Below are 16,018 nucleotides of genomic sequence, written 5' to 3'. Positions count from 1 at the left end.
CGCCAGTCATTTTGACTGGCGTTTTTGTTGATGGTGGTTAATGTGACATGGCTGATAACCACGAACCGGTTCGGCTGAGGCGCCAAAATACAAAGCCACCAGTTAAGGCTCGTGCGACAAACAACGACAGGAAAGCGAACCAAAGGCCATGATTACCCCAAGGTTGGGATAGCCACCACACAGGTAAAAAAACTAAGAATACAGAAACCAGCATGGTGTTTTGCATCGCTTTTACTTGGGTTGCCCCGATAAAGAGACCATCTAACAAGAAGCTCCATACACCCAATAGCGGTAACGCAATTAACCATGGAAGATAAAGAGTCGCTTGCGTACGGACACTCTCAATTGATGTGAGCAAATGGATGATGTGTTGCCCAGCACTCCAAAAGAAAATAGTGAATAGCACCGCCGTGACTAGTGACCAGCAAGCAGCCGCTATTAAATTGCGGTAGAAGCCGGATAGGTCGCGTTGCCCAATGCGTTTGCCTGTAATCGCCTCGGTGGCATGAGCAAATCCATCAAGGCCATTGGAGATAATCAAAACAAAGTTGAGCAACACTGCATTGGCAGACAATATGTCTGTTCCTTGTCTGGCACCTTGTGCCGTAAAAAAGGCCAATGAGAAGAGTATGGCTAATGTGCGCACAAACAGGTAGCGGTTTACCTTAATCAGCTCGGTGTAGTGGCTTAAGTGCTTTAGGCTGCTCGTTAGTAATTCCCCACCCATACGCGCCAGCAACCGACGACAAAACCATAACCCGAGGGCTAAACTGCCGTATTCAGCGATAACGCTGGCCAAAGCCACACCTTGAGACGCTAGGCCAAAGTAATAGACGGCAATCACATCCATAATCATGTTGAGTAGATTGGTCGTGATTAACAAAATTAGAGGAATCCGCGTATTTTGGTTGCCAACAAACCAGCCTAGCAGCGCAAAATTACAAAGGACGGCAGGGGCACTGTAAATACGAGTTTGTGTATAGGTGCGCGCGGCGTCGGTGACGGCTGGTGTTGCTTCTATCCAATAGAGCGCGGCTTCTATCAATGGGTATTGAAAGAGTATAAGCGCACATCCAATCACACAGCCCATCACTAAGGACTGCGCGAGTAGTGTCCTATTTTGGTTAGGGCGTTGTGCACCTACGGCTTGCGCGGTTAGGCCGGATGTTCCCATGCGCAAAAAGCCAAATGCCCAATAGATAACAGAGAAAAACATACTGCCAACAGCTACTGCACCTAAGTGGCGACTATCCGATAGGTGGCCAATAACGGCGGTATCAACTAGGCCGACTAACGGAACAGTGATGTTCGAAAGGATCATCGGCCACGCCAGAGCCCAGATGGTTCGATGATCGTGCCGAGTTGGTTTGTAGTCTGCCAGCCCCATGCTTAAACCGTTAGCCGCTTCGGAAGTAAATACACACTGATAAAGGCGCACAAGGCGGCTACAACGACCGATGGACCTGCTGGCGTATCAAATGTCCATGAGGCCCAAATGCCTGCCAGAACGGCCATGCAGCCAATAACCGAAGCAAGGACAGCCATTTGTTCTGGGGTGGAGGCAAGACGGCGAGCGGTCGCCGCGGGTATAACCATGAGCGAGGTAATGAGTAAAATACCAACAATTTTCATGGCAACAGCAATAACAATGGCGATCAAAACCATCAAGATGAGTTTGGTTCTACCGACATTGACCCCCTCAACATGGGCTAACTCTTCATTAATAGTGATGGCGAGCAGTGATTCCCAGCAGCGCCATACTGTGACCAATATAAGTATGCCTCCAAATAAAATCCATCGCAGGTCCGCGGGTGAAATAGCTAACAGATCGCCAAATAGATACTCCATTAGATCGAGTCTAGCCCCGTCTATAAATGACACGGTAACTAGCCCTAACGATAATGTGCTGTGAGCCATAATACCGAGTAGGGTATCGGTAGCAATTTGACGCTGGCGTTGCAGTACAACCAGCACTAAAGCTAACACGAGGCAACAGGATATAACGGCCAAATTCAAATCTACTTTTAGCAAGATACCTAAAGCCACACCCAGAAGCGCCGAATGAGCTAAGCTGTCGCCAAAGTAGGCCATGCGCCGCCATACAACAAAGGCACCTAATGGGCCTGCTAAAATAGCCACGCCTAGACCACCTAAAATGGCATAGAGCAAAAAATCATACATGGTTTGTGTTTACCTTTTAGTCGCTAATCGCTGTCTTAGTGTTTGCAGTCGCCGGTGTGAGGGTGGTCAGCAATAACATCACCGTGCGTATCATGTTGATGATTATGATGGTGACTATACAAGGCCAAACTATCCGCCCCACGTTGACCAAACATCTCACGAAAAGAAGGGTCATTACTCACATGCTCGGGGTTGCCAGAGCAGCACACGTGTCGGTTTAGACAAATGACGTGATCGGTAGACGACATGACTAAGTGGAGGTCATGAGAAATCATCAAAACGCCACAGCCGCGTTGCTTACGAATGTGGCCTATTAGGTTGTATAGCTCGATTTGACCATTAATATCGACCCCTTGAACAGGCTCATCTAGCACTAACAACTCGGGATCTTGTAATAACGCCCGTGCCAACATAACACGTTGTGTTTCGCCACCGGAGAGGTCATGCATTGAGTGCTCAAGTAAGTGGCTTGCATTCACATCCTCTAAGGCTGTTTTTATAGGAGCTAGCGCTTTGGTGCGCGTGGTTTGTAAGAAACGCTTAACGGTTAAGGGGAAGGTACGGTCAATCAATAGTTTTTGTGGCATGTAGCCTATGCGTAGGCTCGGTTGTCGCCACACGTTGCCGCTTGATGGCTTAATTAGCCCTAATACCACTCTAACCAAGGTTGTTTTCCCTGCACCATTGGGGCCTATTAGGGTTGTGATGCAATCACGATGCAAGTGCAGGTTAACCTGTTGCAGCACATGGTTGTGGCCAAACTGTACATTGACATCTTTTAGTCGAATGATATCTAAAGGGGCACTCATTCGGGTTGGCCTTTAGTCAGACAAGCAGGGCATGTTCCGGCTATTTCGATAGTTTCTGATTCCACGGCAAAACCAATCTCGGATGCTGTCTTTTTTACGGCTTTACTAATAGCTGGGGATTCAAGCTCTACGGCACTGTGGCACTGCCTGCATATAAGAAAGCTGTTATGGCAGTGGTTTTCAGGGTGATTACAGCCCATAAACGCATTTAACGAAGCAATTCTGTGAACTAGCCCTTGCTCTTGTAAAAAATCAAGAGCCCGATAAACGGTTGGTGGGGCCGAGTTGAACCCCGCATCTGCCAATGCCGGTAAAATATCATACGCACCTAATGGCTTATGGCTTTGCCATATAAGCTTGAGTACCAGCTCACGGATCGGTGTTAACCGTAACTGTCGGCTGCGACACAGTTCAGCTGCATCGTGCAGCGCCTGATTGATGCAGTGCCCGTGATCGTGCTCGGGCTGAAAGGCAATATCGACATTTGTCATGGTGGTTATCCGTGATCTCGGTTAGCGGGAGATGAGTATGTTATATAATAACGCTTTTGGTGCTCGACTATGAAGCCTAGCGGGCTAAAAGATCTGGAGTACAACTAACGAGCCTTAAAGCAACGACAAAATAGCAGAGAACGCATAGCTAGTTAAATAATGTTTTGTTATATTATAACAGTAACTAATTATGGATTTGAACATGCGCGCTATATCTCGATTCTCTTCTCTTTTAATGCCTTTAGCATTAGCTTTTTCAATTAGCTTTCCTGCTGCTCATGCTAATCAGGAAAAGCCACCTTCAGTAGTGGCCAGTATCATTCCAGTACAACTGATCGCCAGTGATTTGCTCGATGGTATTGTTGAACCGGAGGTTTTATTGCCTGCAGGTGCTTCACCACATCAATACTCGCTTAAGCCTTCGGATGCTCGCATGCTGACTAATGCTGATGTTGTGATCTGGATAGGCCCTGAATTAGAGCGATTTTTAGTAAAGCCGTTGTCGCAAACGAGTGCTCTAACCATTAAGTTATTAACAGAAGAAATGATTCATTCAGGTGAGGAAGATGTTGACGAGCATGAGCATGAGCATGAGCACCACCATGAGGAAGATCATTATGATGAAGAGGGAGATGGTCATGACCATGGAGGAGTAGATCCTCACATTTGGTTAGATCCTCATCACGCACTGGCAATAGCCGATGCCATCCATGCTGCGCTTGTACAGCACTTCCCACACTTAAAGGCATTGCTGGATCAGAACCTTGACCGGTTTACGGCATCATTAATTCAACAAGATAGAGCCTTGATGTCAGTATTCGCACCGTTGTCTGACCGAGGCTTCCTCGTATTTCATGATGCGTACGGACGCTTTATCGAACATTACAACCTCATGCAACTGGGTTCTGTAACGATTAATCCATCGCGCAAGCCCGGTGCAAAACATCTAGGCGAGCTGCGAGACACAGTTGAGTCCAGCCAAGCGGTATGCGTGTTTAGTGAGCCTCAGTTCAGTAGTGCCGTTGTCGCCTCTATTGTGGCAGGCACGGATGCTAAGGTGTCTGAAGTTGATCCGTTGGGGCAGAATGTGGTTTTGGGTGCAGGGGCTTATCAGCGCTTTCTGGCTGATTTTGCGCAACCATTTTATACCTGTTTAGCCCCTTAACATTGCTCGTTTATTAGACAAAAAGCCGCTGTATTTTGTGACTTTTTATGGCTGGCTAAATCTTATTGAAATCGCTTCCCAATTAAAAAAGCTGTCTATATAATGCTGCCCTCTTTCGAGCAGATGTGGTGGAATTGGTAGACACGCCAGCTTCAGGTGCTGGTGCCTTCACGGGCGTGGGAGTTCGAGTCTCCCCATCTGCACCATACTTAAAACTTTCTCCAACGAGTTAAGTAGGGTGCGAAAAGAATAGAGCGGTGGCTCTTTAAACACACACCGATGCAGATGTGGTGGAATTGGTAGACACGCCAGCTTCAGGTGCTGGTGCCCTCACGGGCGTGGGAGTTCGAGTCTCCCCATCTGCACCAATCGGTTTTTAATGCCCCTCTGGTAACGTTTTTTTGTTGCCGCCTAGTTAGCATTCCCTTAATACCCAATGCCGCCTTTGTAACCTATTGTTTTTATTTGTTAATTGGTTTTCTGATATCAGGTTAATGAACTTTGTTGTGCTATCTATAGTCTCTTTTATGAGGTCGGAAACACATTTTTGGGTGCTATCTTATCCACTGGTACAGGGTTAAAAAGCCATTTTTCGTTCCAAAGTACCATATTTGTGCTGCTAGACCTTTCCTATGATGTGAGAAGTCTTAGGACAATCCCAATAACAACAAATGAGGTAGTTATCATGTGGACTAAACCCGCTTATCAAGATATGCGTATTGGTTTTGAAGTAACAATGTACTTCGCAAACCGTTAAGTTTTACAGCACCTACAAGGTGCTTAAACAGGCGTCGGGTTCATGCTCCTCGGCGCTTGTTCTGATTATGTATCTATAATAATAACGAATTCACCACTCTTCCGAGCACTGAGTCTTATATGAAAATACAGGTTTTAGGGTCAGCCGCAGGTGGCGGTTTTCCGCAGTGGAATTGTAATTGCCGTAATTGTAAAGGTTTTCGCGACGGTACGTTGAATGCCAAGGCGCGCACTCAATCATCAATCGCCGCGAGTATGAATGGGACTGATTGGATTTTGTTTAATACGTCCCCTGATATCTTGGCACAATTTGCAGCGTTTCCCGAAATGCAGCCCGCTCGCGCTATTCGAGATACCGGTGTGGCGGGCATCGTATATATGGATAGCCAAATTGATCACACGACGGGCTTGTTGATGCTGCGTGAAGGCTGTCCGCATGATATTTGGTGCACCGATATGGTTTACCAAGACTTAACAACCGGCTTCCCCGTGTTTACTATGCTTAAGCACTGGAACGGCGGTATTAATCGCCACGAGATCACAGTTGATCAACCTGATAACAGCTTTACAGTGCCTAAAGTACCTGAAATTAAGCTAACGCCAATCCCATTACGCAGCAGTGCGCCGCCGTATTCTCCACACCGTAACGACCCTCATCCCGGCGACAATATCGGTATTTTGTTAGAAGATACGACGACAGGTAAGACACTATTTTACGCGCCAGGGCTAGGTAAGATTGAGCCGCACCTGCATCCGCTGATGTCTAATGCTGACTGTTTGTTAGTTGATGGTACGCTATGGCAGGAAGACGAAATGATTGTGGCAGGCGTCGGCGATAAGCTAGGCGTGACTATGGGGCACTTACCTCAAACAGGCGAGAACGGTATGTTGGCGTATTTGGATACGCTGGATAAACCACGCAAGGTACTGATTCATATCAACAACACAAACCCAATCTTGGATGAAGATTCTGTTGAACGACAAACCGTCGTTGAGCATGGTATTGAAGTAGCATACGACGGGATGCGTATCGAGCTGTAGGAGTGGTTTATGAGCACTGATGCACAAGCACCAATGACACGTGATGAGTTTGAGCAGGCGTTACGCGCCAAAGGTCGCTTTTATCACACCCAGCATCCCTATCACATTGCTATGTATGATGGTCTTTGCACGCCAGAGCAAATCCGTGGGTGGGTTGCAAATCGCTACTATTATCAAGTGAGCATTCCGGTAAAAGACGCAGCTATTCTAGCGAATTGTACTGATCGAGATACTCGCCGTCAGTGGATCCAACGCATTCTGGATCATGATGGCTATGACGGTGCTATTGGTGGTATTGAGGCTTGGCTGCGTTTAGGAGAGGCGGTCGGGTTAACCCGAGAAGAAATGATCTCACAAGAACATGTGCTGCCCGGGGTGCGTTTTGCGGTGGATGCTTATGTGAATTTTGCGCGCAGGGCAACGTGGCAAGAAGCGGCTAGCTCGTCGTTAACTGAGTTGTTTGCTCCTACGATTCATCAAAACCGCTTGGATACTTGGCCTACCCACTACCCTTGGGTTAAGCCTGAAGGTTATCAATATTTCCGTCAGCGCTTGTCTGAAGCGCGTCGGGATGTAGAGCATGGCCTGCACATTACATTAGATCATTATACAACGCGTCCGGAACAGGACCGGATGTTAGAGATCTTGCAATTTAAGCTGGATGTTTTGTGGAGTATGCTGGATGCGATGACCATGGCGTATGAGCTAAATCGACCACCTTACCATACGGTGACGGATGAGCGTGTCTACCACAAGGGGTTAGTACTATGAGTGAGCTGATAGATGTCGATGCGATTCCGGAACTTGAAGCGATGTTTCGTTTTCAGTGGGAAGAAGCTCAGCAAGCGCATGTGTTGTTATACCCTGAGGGTATGGTTAAGTTGAATGGCCCTGCCGGTGAAATTTTATCCGTAGTGGATGCCAAGCGATCTGTCGGCGATATTATTAACCTACTCAATGCTAAATACCCTGATGCGGGTGGTGTTGATGATGATGTGAAAGCGTTTATGCTGGATGCATTAGCACAGCATTGGATTCGTTGGGTGGCGTCATGAGTGGCGGTGCCTGCCAAGGCCTACCCACAAGCTTACCTAAAACTCATGGGCAGCCGCTCTGGTTGTTAGCCGAGTTAACGTACAAATGTCCCTTGCAGTGCCCTTATTGCTCTAACCCCAAAGACTTTGCAGGCTTTAATGATAACGAGTTATCCACACAGGAGTGGGTCCGCGTCTTTGAAGAAGGCCGTAAGCTGGGAGCGGTGCAGTTAGGATTTTCGGGCGGAGAGCCGCTTGTTCGTCAGGATTTAGACGTCCTAATCCGCGAAGCTCGTCAAATGGGATACTACACAAACCTCATTACCTCGGGTGTTGGTTTAAACGAGCGCAAGGTTGAGTCTTTTCGCGAAGCCGGTCTGGATCATATTCAAGTTAGTTTTCAAGCCAGCGACGAGACTGTCAATAATATGCTGGCAGGTTCGGCCAAGGCTTTTCAGCAAAAGCTAAAAATGGCTCGTGAGGTTAAAGCTCAAGGTTATCCTATGGTGCTTAACTTTGTAACGCATCGCCATAACATTGACCAAATAGACCGGATTATTGAGCTGTGTATTGAGCTTGAGGCGGACTATGTAGAGCTCGCTACGTGTCAGTATTACGGTTGGGCGTTTGAGAATCGTCAGCAGTTGATGCCCACACGAGCACAATTAGAGCGCGCAGAGCGTATTACTAATGAATATCGAGCTAAGCTGGCGGCTCAAGGTCATCCTATTAAGCTGATCTTTGTAACACCGGATTACTATGAAGAGCGTCCTAAAGCCTGCATGAATGGTTGGGGGCAGGTCTTTTTAACAGTGACGCCTGATGGACAAGCGCTGCCTTGTCATAGTGCGCGAATGCTGCCGATAGAGTTCCCAAATGTGCGTGATATGTCTCTTCAACAAATTTGGGATGAGTCACCGGGGTTTAACCATTTTCGGGGTGACGATTGGATGCAAGAGCCTTGTCGTTCGTGTGACGAAAAGGATAAGGACTTTGGTGGCTGTCACTGTCAGGCATACATGCTAACGGGCGACGCAACGAATGCTGATCCTGTGTGCAGTAAGTCTGAACATCACGGGCTTATTTTGAATGCCCGTGCCGAAGCCGAGCTGCCGGCCACTGAGCCTCTGCTGTTTAGAAACGAGCGTAATTCTCGTGTCTTCTATAAAGGCTAGTTCAACCCGCTTGGGTGATTTATGAACCAAGACGTTAATCAGCCCATATCCGCTGATAAAGCGGTGGCTGGTTTGAAAGCTTACGGGCAACTGGCTTGTAATCGCCGAAATGATGTTTTTTGGGTTGAGTATTGTCCTGAGCTAGGAGGTCGCAATTGTCTTGTTTGCTGGTCTAACGGGCGGTCTGAGAATTTAACTCCCGAGAATTTTGACGTACGCTCACGAGTCCATGAATATGGCGGGCTGAGTTGGTGTCTAATCAGTGATGATGAATGGGTCTTTGTTAATCAAAAAGACCAACAACTATATGTTCAGAGCTTTGGCGACAGGCACCCCGACCGTCTTACCGATGCCCCTGAGATACGCTATGGCAATCCTGTTTATGATTCGCATCACCACCGGATTATTGCCATTGAAGAAGACCATATCCGGCCCGATGATGTGATTAATCGCCTTGTGGCTATCTCATTAGAAGATGGGTCACGGGCGTTGCTGCATGAAGGTCATGATTTTTATGTAGATCCAGCACTCTCGCACGATGGGAATCAATTATCCTTTATAACGTGGGATCATCCTGAACAGCCTTGGACGGCGTCCCAGTGGCATTTAGCCGCGCTGAATGCTCAAGGCCAAATAGCTGAGCACCGTATAATTGCAGGGCAGGGTAATGATCAGTCTGTTCATCAACCTCAGTTTGATAGTGCAGGACAAGTGTTTGCTGTATCTGATCAGGATGGCTGGTGGAATGTTTGCCAGCCTGTTAGTCACTTGGGGGCATCATCCAAGGTAAGTGTTGTTTGCTCGATGGAAGCCGAGTGCATGACGGCTCCTTGGCAGTTTGGTGCACGTCATTATGTGATGGCGGATACCGAGTGTTTCATCATTGCGTTTAGCCAAGCGCGAGCCTCATTATTAGCATATGAAGCAGGCCAACAAAAACGAGAATTAGCGTCTGAGTATAGTCATTTTCAGTCGTTAACGGCGAGTGAGACGCATCTGTATTGTGTGGCTGCTTCGCCTGCTCAATTGCCTGTGGTTATCCAAGTTGATCGTCTGTCAGGTCAAGTCGAAGAGCTAACCACTAGCACGTGGCCGCAACCGGCTTCGAGCGTTGTAACGCCTGAATCCATCGTGTTCGCTGTCGGTAACGATCATATTCAAGGCTTTTTTTATTCTCCTGCTGAGTCCGGTTGTAACGCCGAGCCGCCTCCTTTGGTTGTTTTTTTGCACGGAGGCCCTTCGGCCTCTACATACCCGACCTTGCAGCCCAAGATTCAGTATTGGGCGCAGCGAGGGTTTGCGGTTTTGGATCTGAATTATCGAGGAAGTACCGGATTTGGTCGCTCGTTCCGGTTGTCCCTTCATCAGCAGTGGGGGATTAGTGATGTTGAGGATGCGATTAAGGCCGTGCAGGCGCTTGTCGATGGTAATCGTGTTAATGCCGATGCTGTTTTTATACGAGGCAGTAGTGCAGGAGGGTTTACCGCATTATCAGCCTTAGTGGCGAGTGATTGTTTTGCTGGAGGGGCAAGTTTATACGGTGTAACCGATCCGCTCGCCCTTACAAAAGCAACGCATAAGTTTGAGTCGCATTATCTCGATTGGCTGATTGGAGACCCCTATCGAGATATAGGTCGTTATCAAGCCCGTGCGCCTTTTACTCACAGCAAAGATATCACCGTGCCAGTCATCTTCTTTCAAGGAGAGCTAGATAAGGTTGTGGTGCCTGAACAAACTCGCGAAATGGCTCGTTTGTTGGCGCAGCATACTCGGGTTAAGGTGCATTATTACGCGGAAGAAGGGCACGGCCTTCGCCAGCACGTCAACCAAGTTGACGCGCTGGAAAAGGAGTATCAGTTTTTCTTAGAGCTGGTTAGCAATGCTAATTTTAAATGACTCATTTTGTCCATTTGCTGAGCCACCTGTGCTTTAAAGGCTTTGCGCTCGTTGCCTTCTATTTCGGTCATAATCGGCACATTATCACCCATTGCATTAACCGGACGGTTATTAACATGCAGTTCGTAATGAAGGTGAGCACCGGTAGAGCGGCCACTGTTACCCGATAGTGCTATCTTCTGGCCACGTGTTACCGCTTGGCCTTTGTGAACAAGGGATTTGCTCAGGTGTAAGTAGCGGGTTTTGTATTTTTGACCGTGTTTTATCTTGATGTATAAGCCGGCATAAGGGTTTTTAACGACTTCCTCAACGACACCATCACCCGTCGAGTACACTGGCGTACCCACACCTACCGCGAAATCGGTACCATTATGAGGGCGTATTAAGCGGGTAATCGGATGGCGACGTGTTGGGTTAAAGTTGGAAGAAATACGCGCTTTGGTTTTAAGAGGGATACGCGAGAAAGCACGCTCCATACCGGTACCGTTTTTGTCGTAATAACTGTCTTTGTATAAAAAGGCGGTTAGTTCGCGTTTTTGGCTGTTAATGCGGATGGCTTCGATACGCGAATCGCCCGTTTCATAGCCATCAATGGTTTGGCGTGAGCGGATTACTTCAAAGGTGTCGCCACGGCGAAAGCCTTTGTTAAAATTCATTTTGTCTTTGAATAAGGCTGAAATCGACATGATTTCATTGGCGTTGAGTCCTACCTTTTGGGCAGATTGGTAGAAGCTGCCTTTAACTGAACCGGCAACAACCTCTTGTTGCCAAACGCCAGGCAGAATGGTTTCACTGTATTCAAAACCGCCCGCTGCACGTTGATAGGTAACGATGTGTGCTCGGCTAAATTCAAGTTCGAGTTTGCTTAGTTCGTGAGTATCTGGATTCATCCAAAAGCGTAAGTTATCCCCAGGCTTTATCGTATCCAGAGCCAAGACGGCTAAATCGGACTCGAGTATTTCGTACATGGTTGCTTGTGGAATACGTAGCATGTCAAAAATCTGACTTAACGTATCGCCTTTGCCAATCGTGTAGTAATAATCTTCTGGCACAAACAGTTCGTTATTAGATTCTTGCCAGTCATCGCTTTCGTGTGTATCAATATTTTCTAATTGAGTGGCTGCGATTTTAGGCAGTTCAAGCTGTTTGCTATTATTGTGGCCGCCAATAAAGATGAAACCTAAAACGGCGAGTGTCAGGATGATCGTAATAAGTTTATGGGCGGATGGCAGCTGAGCCCAAAAACGATCTGCATAGGATAAAACTTGGCGCATATATGGAAAACCACGCAGTGTGTGTGCTAAATATTGTAAAGGTAGCGTATTGACCCTATAAAGCCAAGTTTGATCCCTTAAACACCCGTAAAATTATCGGTTTATAGGTATTTATTCATGTAATTTGGCTGAAAACTTATAGTTATATGACACATTCTTCCTGGAACGGGTAAACACACTCCCGCCAGTTGTTTTTAGCCTCCTTAGAAATTGTCTGACGGAACCTACTTTTTATGCAGCACTATATTTTTGGCTACGGTAGTTTGATTAATGCCGATAGCCGTGCAAAAACGGGCCAAACGGGCCGCTCTTGGCCTGCTAAAGTTATCGGGTTTCAGCGTCATTGGTCGGTGATGTCGCCCGAATTCGGAATGAGTTCAGTCGCAGTGGTTCAGCGCTCTAATAGTTTTTGCAACGGGGTGTTGGTTGAAATTGATGAAACTGAATTGCCTTTGTTTGACGAGCGCGAGGCCGGTTATTTACGAGCGCAAGTCCCCATGACGCAGATTCAAGGGTATGAAACTACATTGCCTGAAGGGGTGGTTTGGATCTACCACACAGAGACAGTCACCCCGCCTAATGATCAAGCTCCAATCGCATTAAGTTATGCTGATGTTATTTTAGCTGGATGTTTATCGATCAATGAAAGCTTTGCATCAGAATTTATATCGAGCACGGGTGGATGGGAGCATGCAATACTCAATGATCGACAACAGCCAAGGTATCCACGTGTACAAACATCATTAGATACGGACTTGTTAAAGCCTCATTTAGAAGTCGTCTCTGCAGGGCGTATTTGTACGATAACCAGTTACCACCAAGCTGGTTAAGTGATGACTAACGCGCCGTATTGTTGGGAAGTTAGGCCTTTTCAGCCTGATGATGCAAGCCAATTAGTGGATATATTTAGGCGTGCAGTTTTAGCTATCGACGATTGTTTTTACACGGCATTAGAACGAGAAACGTGGGCCAGTAGTGCAGATGATCATGAGGTTTTTCAACAGCGGTTTTTATCCACAAAGCCGCTTGTGGTGCGGTCGCCAAATAATTGTCCTATTGGCTTTGCCGAGTGGAGAGAGGATGGCTACATAGATTGCTTTTATATTGACCCTCAATGGCAAGGTAAAAAAGTAGCGTCTGCTTTGTTGTTGGCTGTTGAAGCCGCTGTTCGTGAGTTAGGCGCTACTCGCCTTTATGCCAATGTTGCACTTAATGCACAGGGCTTTTTTTCATCGCATGGGTTTATAAAAGGCAGTACCAACTCCATCAAAAGAAACGCTAGTGTGTTGATAAATAATACGATGTATAAACCCCTCTAATCTGTTGGCTGTTTTTTAACCACTAAAGTTCACAAACTAAAGTAGTACTAATTTTCCTGCTTTTGCAGCAGAGTAATTTATATTGCATTGCATCATAATATCCTCGTTGTTTTGAAATAAGCGCATAACAGTTTCGCTTTTTTCTTTGCTTTACTCTGTTGCCATCCCTGGTGATTTTTTTCTTGTTGGTAAGTTAGTAGCTTACGTACTCTTTCAGGCCCGCACACTGTGTGGGTCTTTTTTTATCTGCTCTTTCTAGGGCGAATTCTTCCGTTTTATTCACTACATCTACGCGATGAGTCTTTAATCAATTTAATCCCATAGATAGGTGCAAGAAATAAGACAAGGTTCATACAGATCCGTTATGCTGCGTGTAGCTGATGTCAGTAAAAAGGAAGAGAGTTCAATATGGCAGGTTCAAGTTTGTTCGCGTTAATTGATGATATCGCGACTCTGTTAGATGATGTAGCCGCAATGACTAAAGTGGCTGCCCGAAAAACAGCGGGTGTGCTTGGTGATGATTTGGCGCTCAATGCTGAGCAAGTATCAGGGGTACGTGCTGATCGAGAGCTGCCAGTAGTATGGGCTGTGGCTAAAGGCTCAATGCTAAATAAGCTTATTTTGGTGCCCGCCGCACTCGCGATAAGCTACTTTATACCTTGGTTAATAACGCCCTTGCTGATGATGGGAGGCTTATTTTTGTGCTTTGAGGGGTTTGAGAAAATTGCTCATAAGTTTTTGCATAGTCCAGAAGAAGATCAAGCCCACAAAGAAAAATTGAAAGCGGCTGTTGAAGACACTGAAGTTGATTTGGTGGCTTTTGAAAAGAACAAAATCAAAGGTGCTATTCGTACAGATTTTATTTTATCCGCTGAAATTATAGTGATTACTTTAGGCACTGTTGCGGGGGCGGCGTTAACAACCCAGCTGGCGGTGTTGATCGGTATAGCGATTATTATCACGGTTGGGGTATATGGGTTGGTGGCCGGTATTGTCAAACTAGATGATCTAGGTCTGTATTTAATGCGTGATCATGTGGAAGGAGAGTCGAAGACTATCGGACAAGCATTTGGTCATTTTCTTTTGCTGGCGGCCCCTAAGCTAATGAAAACGTTATCCATTGTCGGGACTGCCGCTATGTTTATGGTGGGTGGTGGTATTTTAGCTCATGGTATTCCTGCCGTGCATCACTGGATTGCGCATGTTGCGGATATAGTGGCTACATGGCCCGTTATCGGCTTTTTATCTGTATTAACACCGACTTTCCTAGATGCGTTGTTAGGTATCGCTGCGGGTGCGGTTGTGTTGTTGATTATTACCTTAGGTAAAAAAGTATTGGGTGTTTCGGGCGCGGCCCATGAATAACCTGCAAGCCTAGATAATAAAAAGCCACGTTATGCATTGAAGGGGGATGCGTAACGTGGCTAGTTATTTAATGATTAGCTTACCAAGTAAGCACAGCACCCAGCGCTAACGAATCAGTGTCACGGGTGTCTGTTTGGGAACGATCGTATTCAGCGACCAATGTGAGGTTACTGTTGATCGAATGGAACCAAGCCACGGTTGAGTTTTCTAAATCGAGGTTGTCAGCTCCGTCAGTAGTCCCGCCGCTGTTTTCGCCGTGAGATAGTACTAAGCGTTCATTGCCAAAGCTGTAAGAAGCTTGTACTAACCAGCCGTCTACATCCGCATCTTTATCCGTTACTAAGTTGGATAGTCCTGCGGCTCCTACTCCTTCGGCTGTAAAGCCAGAAGCGGTCAATGATAAACCAGAGAATTTAATGTTTGCGCCGTATGCGAAGCCATTCGAGTCAATGTCGTTGGATCCGTTATCAGAACTTTGGGTCATACCGCTTACCCAAAATTTTACGGGTACGTCTGGCGTTAAGTTTGCGCCGTAGGTTAATTCGGCTTCAAGTCGTGGAGAGCTTTCTTCAGATCCCGAATCTGATTTCGATGGGTCCATCAAACCCACCGCTAATTTTAAGCCGTTCATGTCCGGAGTGCGGTAGGTGATTTGAGCATTTGGGAATGGGTAAAGGTAGCCCGCGCCTATATTACCGAAAGATACTCCTTGTCCGTCGACTAAACCGTCGCTTGCCACTTGACCATAACCTAGCAGAATCTCATCACTCATTATGTTGCTGCGGTTAAACAGTGAAAAGTCCTTACCAATTAATACTTGTCCCCAGTCGCTATCGACAGTGCCGTAAAACTGACGAACATCGATGCCTGTAGACGTTAAATTGCTGTTGGCATCATTAATTGATACCCAAAAAGATGAGCGAGCGCCTAGTTTAAGGTCACCCATTTGTTTGCCAGCATTAAAGCCTATGTAGTTGGGTAGGAAGCCCATTTTAACGCGCGATTGTGTGCGATCTAGGCTGTTATCTTGGTCATCTACTTTTGAGTGTACGTAAAATGTATTGATTAAACCGTCCGCAGCAAACGTAGTGCCGTCTTGGTTATAAAGCTCAATACCAGCCGATGCATATGTAGCACCGCTGATGGCGACTGCTAGCGTCGTCATTTTTACGCAAGAGTGGAACGATAGAGGAGTATTCTTTTTCATGGTTGCCCCGAAATTATTATTGTTAGATGCCCTTTTATCTTCCGGTGAAGACTCGGGTTACAGAATGCCTCTTTGGTGCTTAGCTTGCGGGTGTTTAGTGGAGGTAGACTGTGCAACCTAGGTTTAGGGGTGAAGAGAAGGTACAGGAAGTACGCGCTAAGGTGTGGTCTGGGCTTAACACCGGGCTTACTACCTCAGTGTATGTTTATGGCGCACATGCAGCATTTGCTCCTAACGGCAGGGTCTATAACTAATGGCGCAATGTTTGTGCATTGAAAATGAGCGGTAAACTTCTTATCCTCGAT

Annotated in this window: 16 protein-coding genes and 2 tRNA genes; 12 read left to right on the top strand and 6 right to left on the bottom strand. The window is 46.7% G+C overall.

Annotated elements, in window-relative coordinates; translation table 11 throughout:
- Nucleotides 1–37: 37 nt before the first annotated feature.
- From BS617_RS12900 to BS617_RS12885, 4 genes are all read right to left on the bottom strand, one after another.
- Nucleotides 38–1,321 carry an MATE family efflux transporter gene (locus BS617_RS12900; protein WP_249263606.1) on the bottom strand — a complete coding sequence of 428 codons (1,284 nt, stop codon included), beginning with the start codon at nucleotides 1,319–1,321 and terminating at the stop codon, nucleotides 38–40.
- A 68-nt stretch (nucleotides 1,322–1,389) separates the two neighbouring features.
- Nucleotides 1,390–2,181: a zinc ABC transporter permease subunit ZnuB gene (gene znuB / locus BS617_RS12895; protein ID WP_075173186.1), complete on the bottom strand. Its 792-nt coding sequence runs from the start codon at nucleotides 2,179–2,181 to the stop codon at nucleotides 1,390–1,392.
- A 35-nt stretch (nucleotides 2,182–2,216) separates the two neighbouring features.
- Entirely contained in the window at nucleotides 2,217–2,990 is a 774-nt protein-coding gene (gene znuC, locus BS617_RS12890; RefSeq protein ID WP_075173185.1) for a zinc ABC transporter ATP-binding protein ZnuC, read from the bottom strand.
- Entirely contained in the window at nucleotides 2,987–3,481 is a 495-nt protein-coding gene (locus BS617_RS12885) for a Fur family transcriptional regulator (RefSeq protein WP_075173184.1), read from the bottom strand. Before BS617_RS12885 ends, znuC begins: the two co-directional genes overlap by 4 nt.
- 202 nt (nucleotides 3,482–3,683) lie before the next feature.
- Between BS617_RS12885 and znuA the strand changes: the two genes are divergently transcribed.
- From znuA to BS617_RS12840, 9 genes are all read left to right on the top strand, one after another.
- Nucleotides 3,684–4,646, top strand: a complete 963-nt coding sequence (gene znuA / locus BS617_RS12880; protein ID WP_170870353.1) for a zinc ABC transporter substrate-binding protein ZnuA — start codon at nucleotides 3,684–3,686, stop codon at nucleotides 4,644–4,646.
- 119 nt (nucleotides 4,647–4,765) lie between these two features.
- Nucleotides 4,766–4,852 (top strand) — tRNA-Leu (locus BS617_RS12875).
- Between the two features lie 75 nt (nucleotides 4,853–4,927).
- Nucleotides 4,928–5,014, top strand: a tRNA-Leu gene (locus BS617_RS12870).
- 317 nt (nucleotides 5,015–5,331) lie between these two features.
- Entirely contained in the window at nucleotides 5,332–5,403 is a 72-nt protein-coding gene (gene pqqA / locus BS617_RS12865) for a pyrroloquinoline quinone precursor peptide PqqA (protein WP_075173578.1), read from the top strand.
- Nucleotides 5,404–5,522: 119 nt separating this feature from the next.
- Nucleotides 5,523–6,443, top strand: coding sequence for a pyrroloquinoline quinone biosynthesis protein PqqB (gene pqqB, locus BS617_RS12860; protein WP_075173182.1), 921 nt, complete (start codon nucleotides 5,523–5,525; stop codon nucleotides 6,441–6,443).
- Nucleotides 6,444–6,452: 9 nt separating this feature from the next.
- Complete coding sequence (pqqC, locus tag BS617_RS12855) at nucleotides 6,453–7,214, top strand: pyrroloquinoline-quinone synthase PqqC (protein ID WP_075173181.1); 762 nt, start codon at nucleotides 6,453–6,455, stop codon at nucleotides 7,212–7,214.
- Nucleotides 7,211–7,498, top strand: coding sequence for a pyrroloquinoline quinone biosynthesis peptide chaperone PqqD (gene pqqD / locus BS617_RS12850; RefSeq protein ID WP_075173180.1), 288 nt, complete (start codon nucleotides 7,211–7,213; stop codon nucleotides 7,496–7,498). Before pqqC ends, pqqD begins: the two co-directional genes overlap by 4 nt.
- On the top strand, nucleotides 7,495–8,652 hold the full coding sequence (gene pqqE, locus BS617_RS12845) for a pyrroloquinoline quinone biosynthesis protein PqqE (protein WP_075173179.1): 1,158 nt from the start codon (nucleotides 7,495–7,497) through the stop codon (nucleotides 8,650–8,652). Before pqqD ends, pqqE begins: the two co-directional genes overlap by 4 nt.
- 21 nt (nucleotides 8,653–8,673) lie before the next feature.
- Nucleotides 8,674–10,548, top strand: a complete 1,875-nt coding sequence (locus BS617_RS12840) for a S9 family peptidase (protein WP_075173178.1) — start codon at nucleotides 8,674–8,676, stop codon at nucleotides 10,546–10,548.
- Here the strand turns inward: BS617_RS12840 and BS617_RS12835 are convergent.
- Nucleotides 10,506–11,822, bottom strand: a complete 1,317-nt coding sequence (locus tag BS617_RS12835; RefSeq protein ID WP_075173177.1) for a peptidoglycan DD-metalloendopeptidase family protein — start codon at nucleotides 11,820–11,822, stop codon at nucleotides 10,506–10,508. The two genes, BS617_RS12840 and BS617_RS12835, sit on opposite strands and share 43 nt — an antisense overlap.
- 233 nt (nucleotides 11,823–12,055) lie before the next feature.
- Here BS617_RS12835 and BS617_RS12830 point away from each other — a divergent pair, with 233 nt between their 5' ends.
- The 3 genes from BS617_RS12830 (at nucleotide 12,056) to BS617_RS12820 (ending at nucleotide 14,506) form a co-directional block, all read left to right on the top strand.
- Nucleotides 12,056–12,652: a gamma-glutamylcyclotransferase family protein gene (locus BS617_RS12830; protein ID WP_075173176.1), complete on the top strand. Its 597-nt coding sequence runs from the start codon at nucleotides 12,056–12,058 to the stop codon at nucleotides 12,650–12,652.
- A gap of 3 nt (nucleotides 12,653–12,655) precedes the next feature.
- The gene (locus BS617_RS12825; RefSeq protein ID WP_075173175.1) at nucleotides 12,656–13,141 is read left to right on the top strand and encodes a GNAT family N-acetyltransferase; all 486 of its coding nucleotides are present in this window, start codon (nucleotides 12,656–12,658) and stop codon (nucleotides 13,139–13,141) included.
- A 408-nt stretch (nucleotides 13,142–13,549) separates the two neighbouring features.
- Nucleotides 13,550–14,506: a DUF808 domain-containing protein gene (locus BS617_RS12820; protein WP_075173174.1), complete on the top strand. Its 957-nt coding sequence runs from the start codon at nucleotides 13,550–13,552 to the stop codon at nucleotides 14,504–14,506.
- Nucleotides 14,507–14,585: 79 nt separating this feature from the next.
- On the opposite strand, the gene BS617_RS12815 is transcribed toward BS617_RS12820, so the two are convergent.
- The gene (locus BS617_RS12815; RefSeq protein ID WP_083610030.1) at nucleotides 14,586–15,713 is read right to left on the bottom strand and encodes a porin; all 1,128 of its coding nucleotides are present in this window, start codon (nucleotides 15,711–15,713) and stop codon (nucleotides 14,586–14,588) included.
- Between the last annotated feature and the right edge of the window lie 305 nt (nucleotides 15,714–16,018).

The sequence above is a fragment of the Neptunomonas phycophila genome (assembly GCF_001922575.1).
Taxonomy (GTDB): Bacteria; Pseudomonadota; Gammaproteobacteria; order Pseudomonadales; family Balneatricaceae; genus Neptunomonas; species Neptunomonas phycophila.
This window is presented reverse-complemented; position numbering and strand designations above follow the sequence as displayed.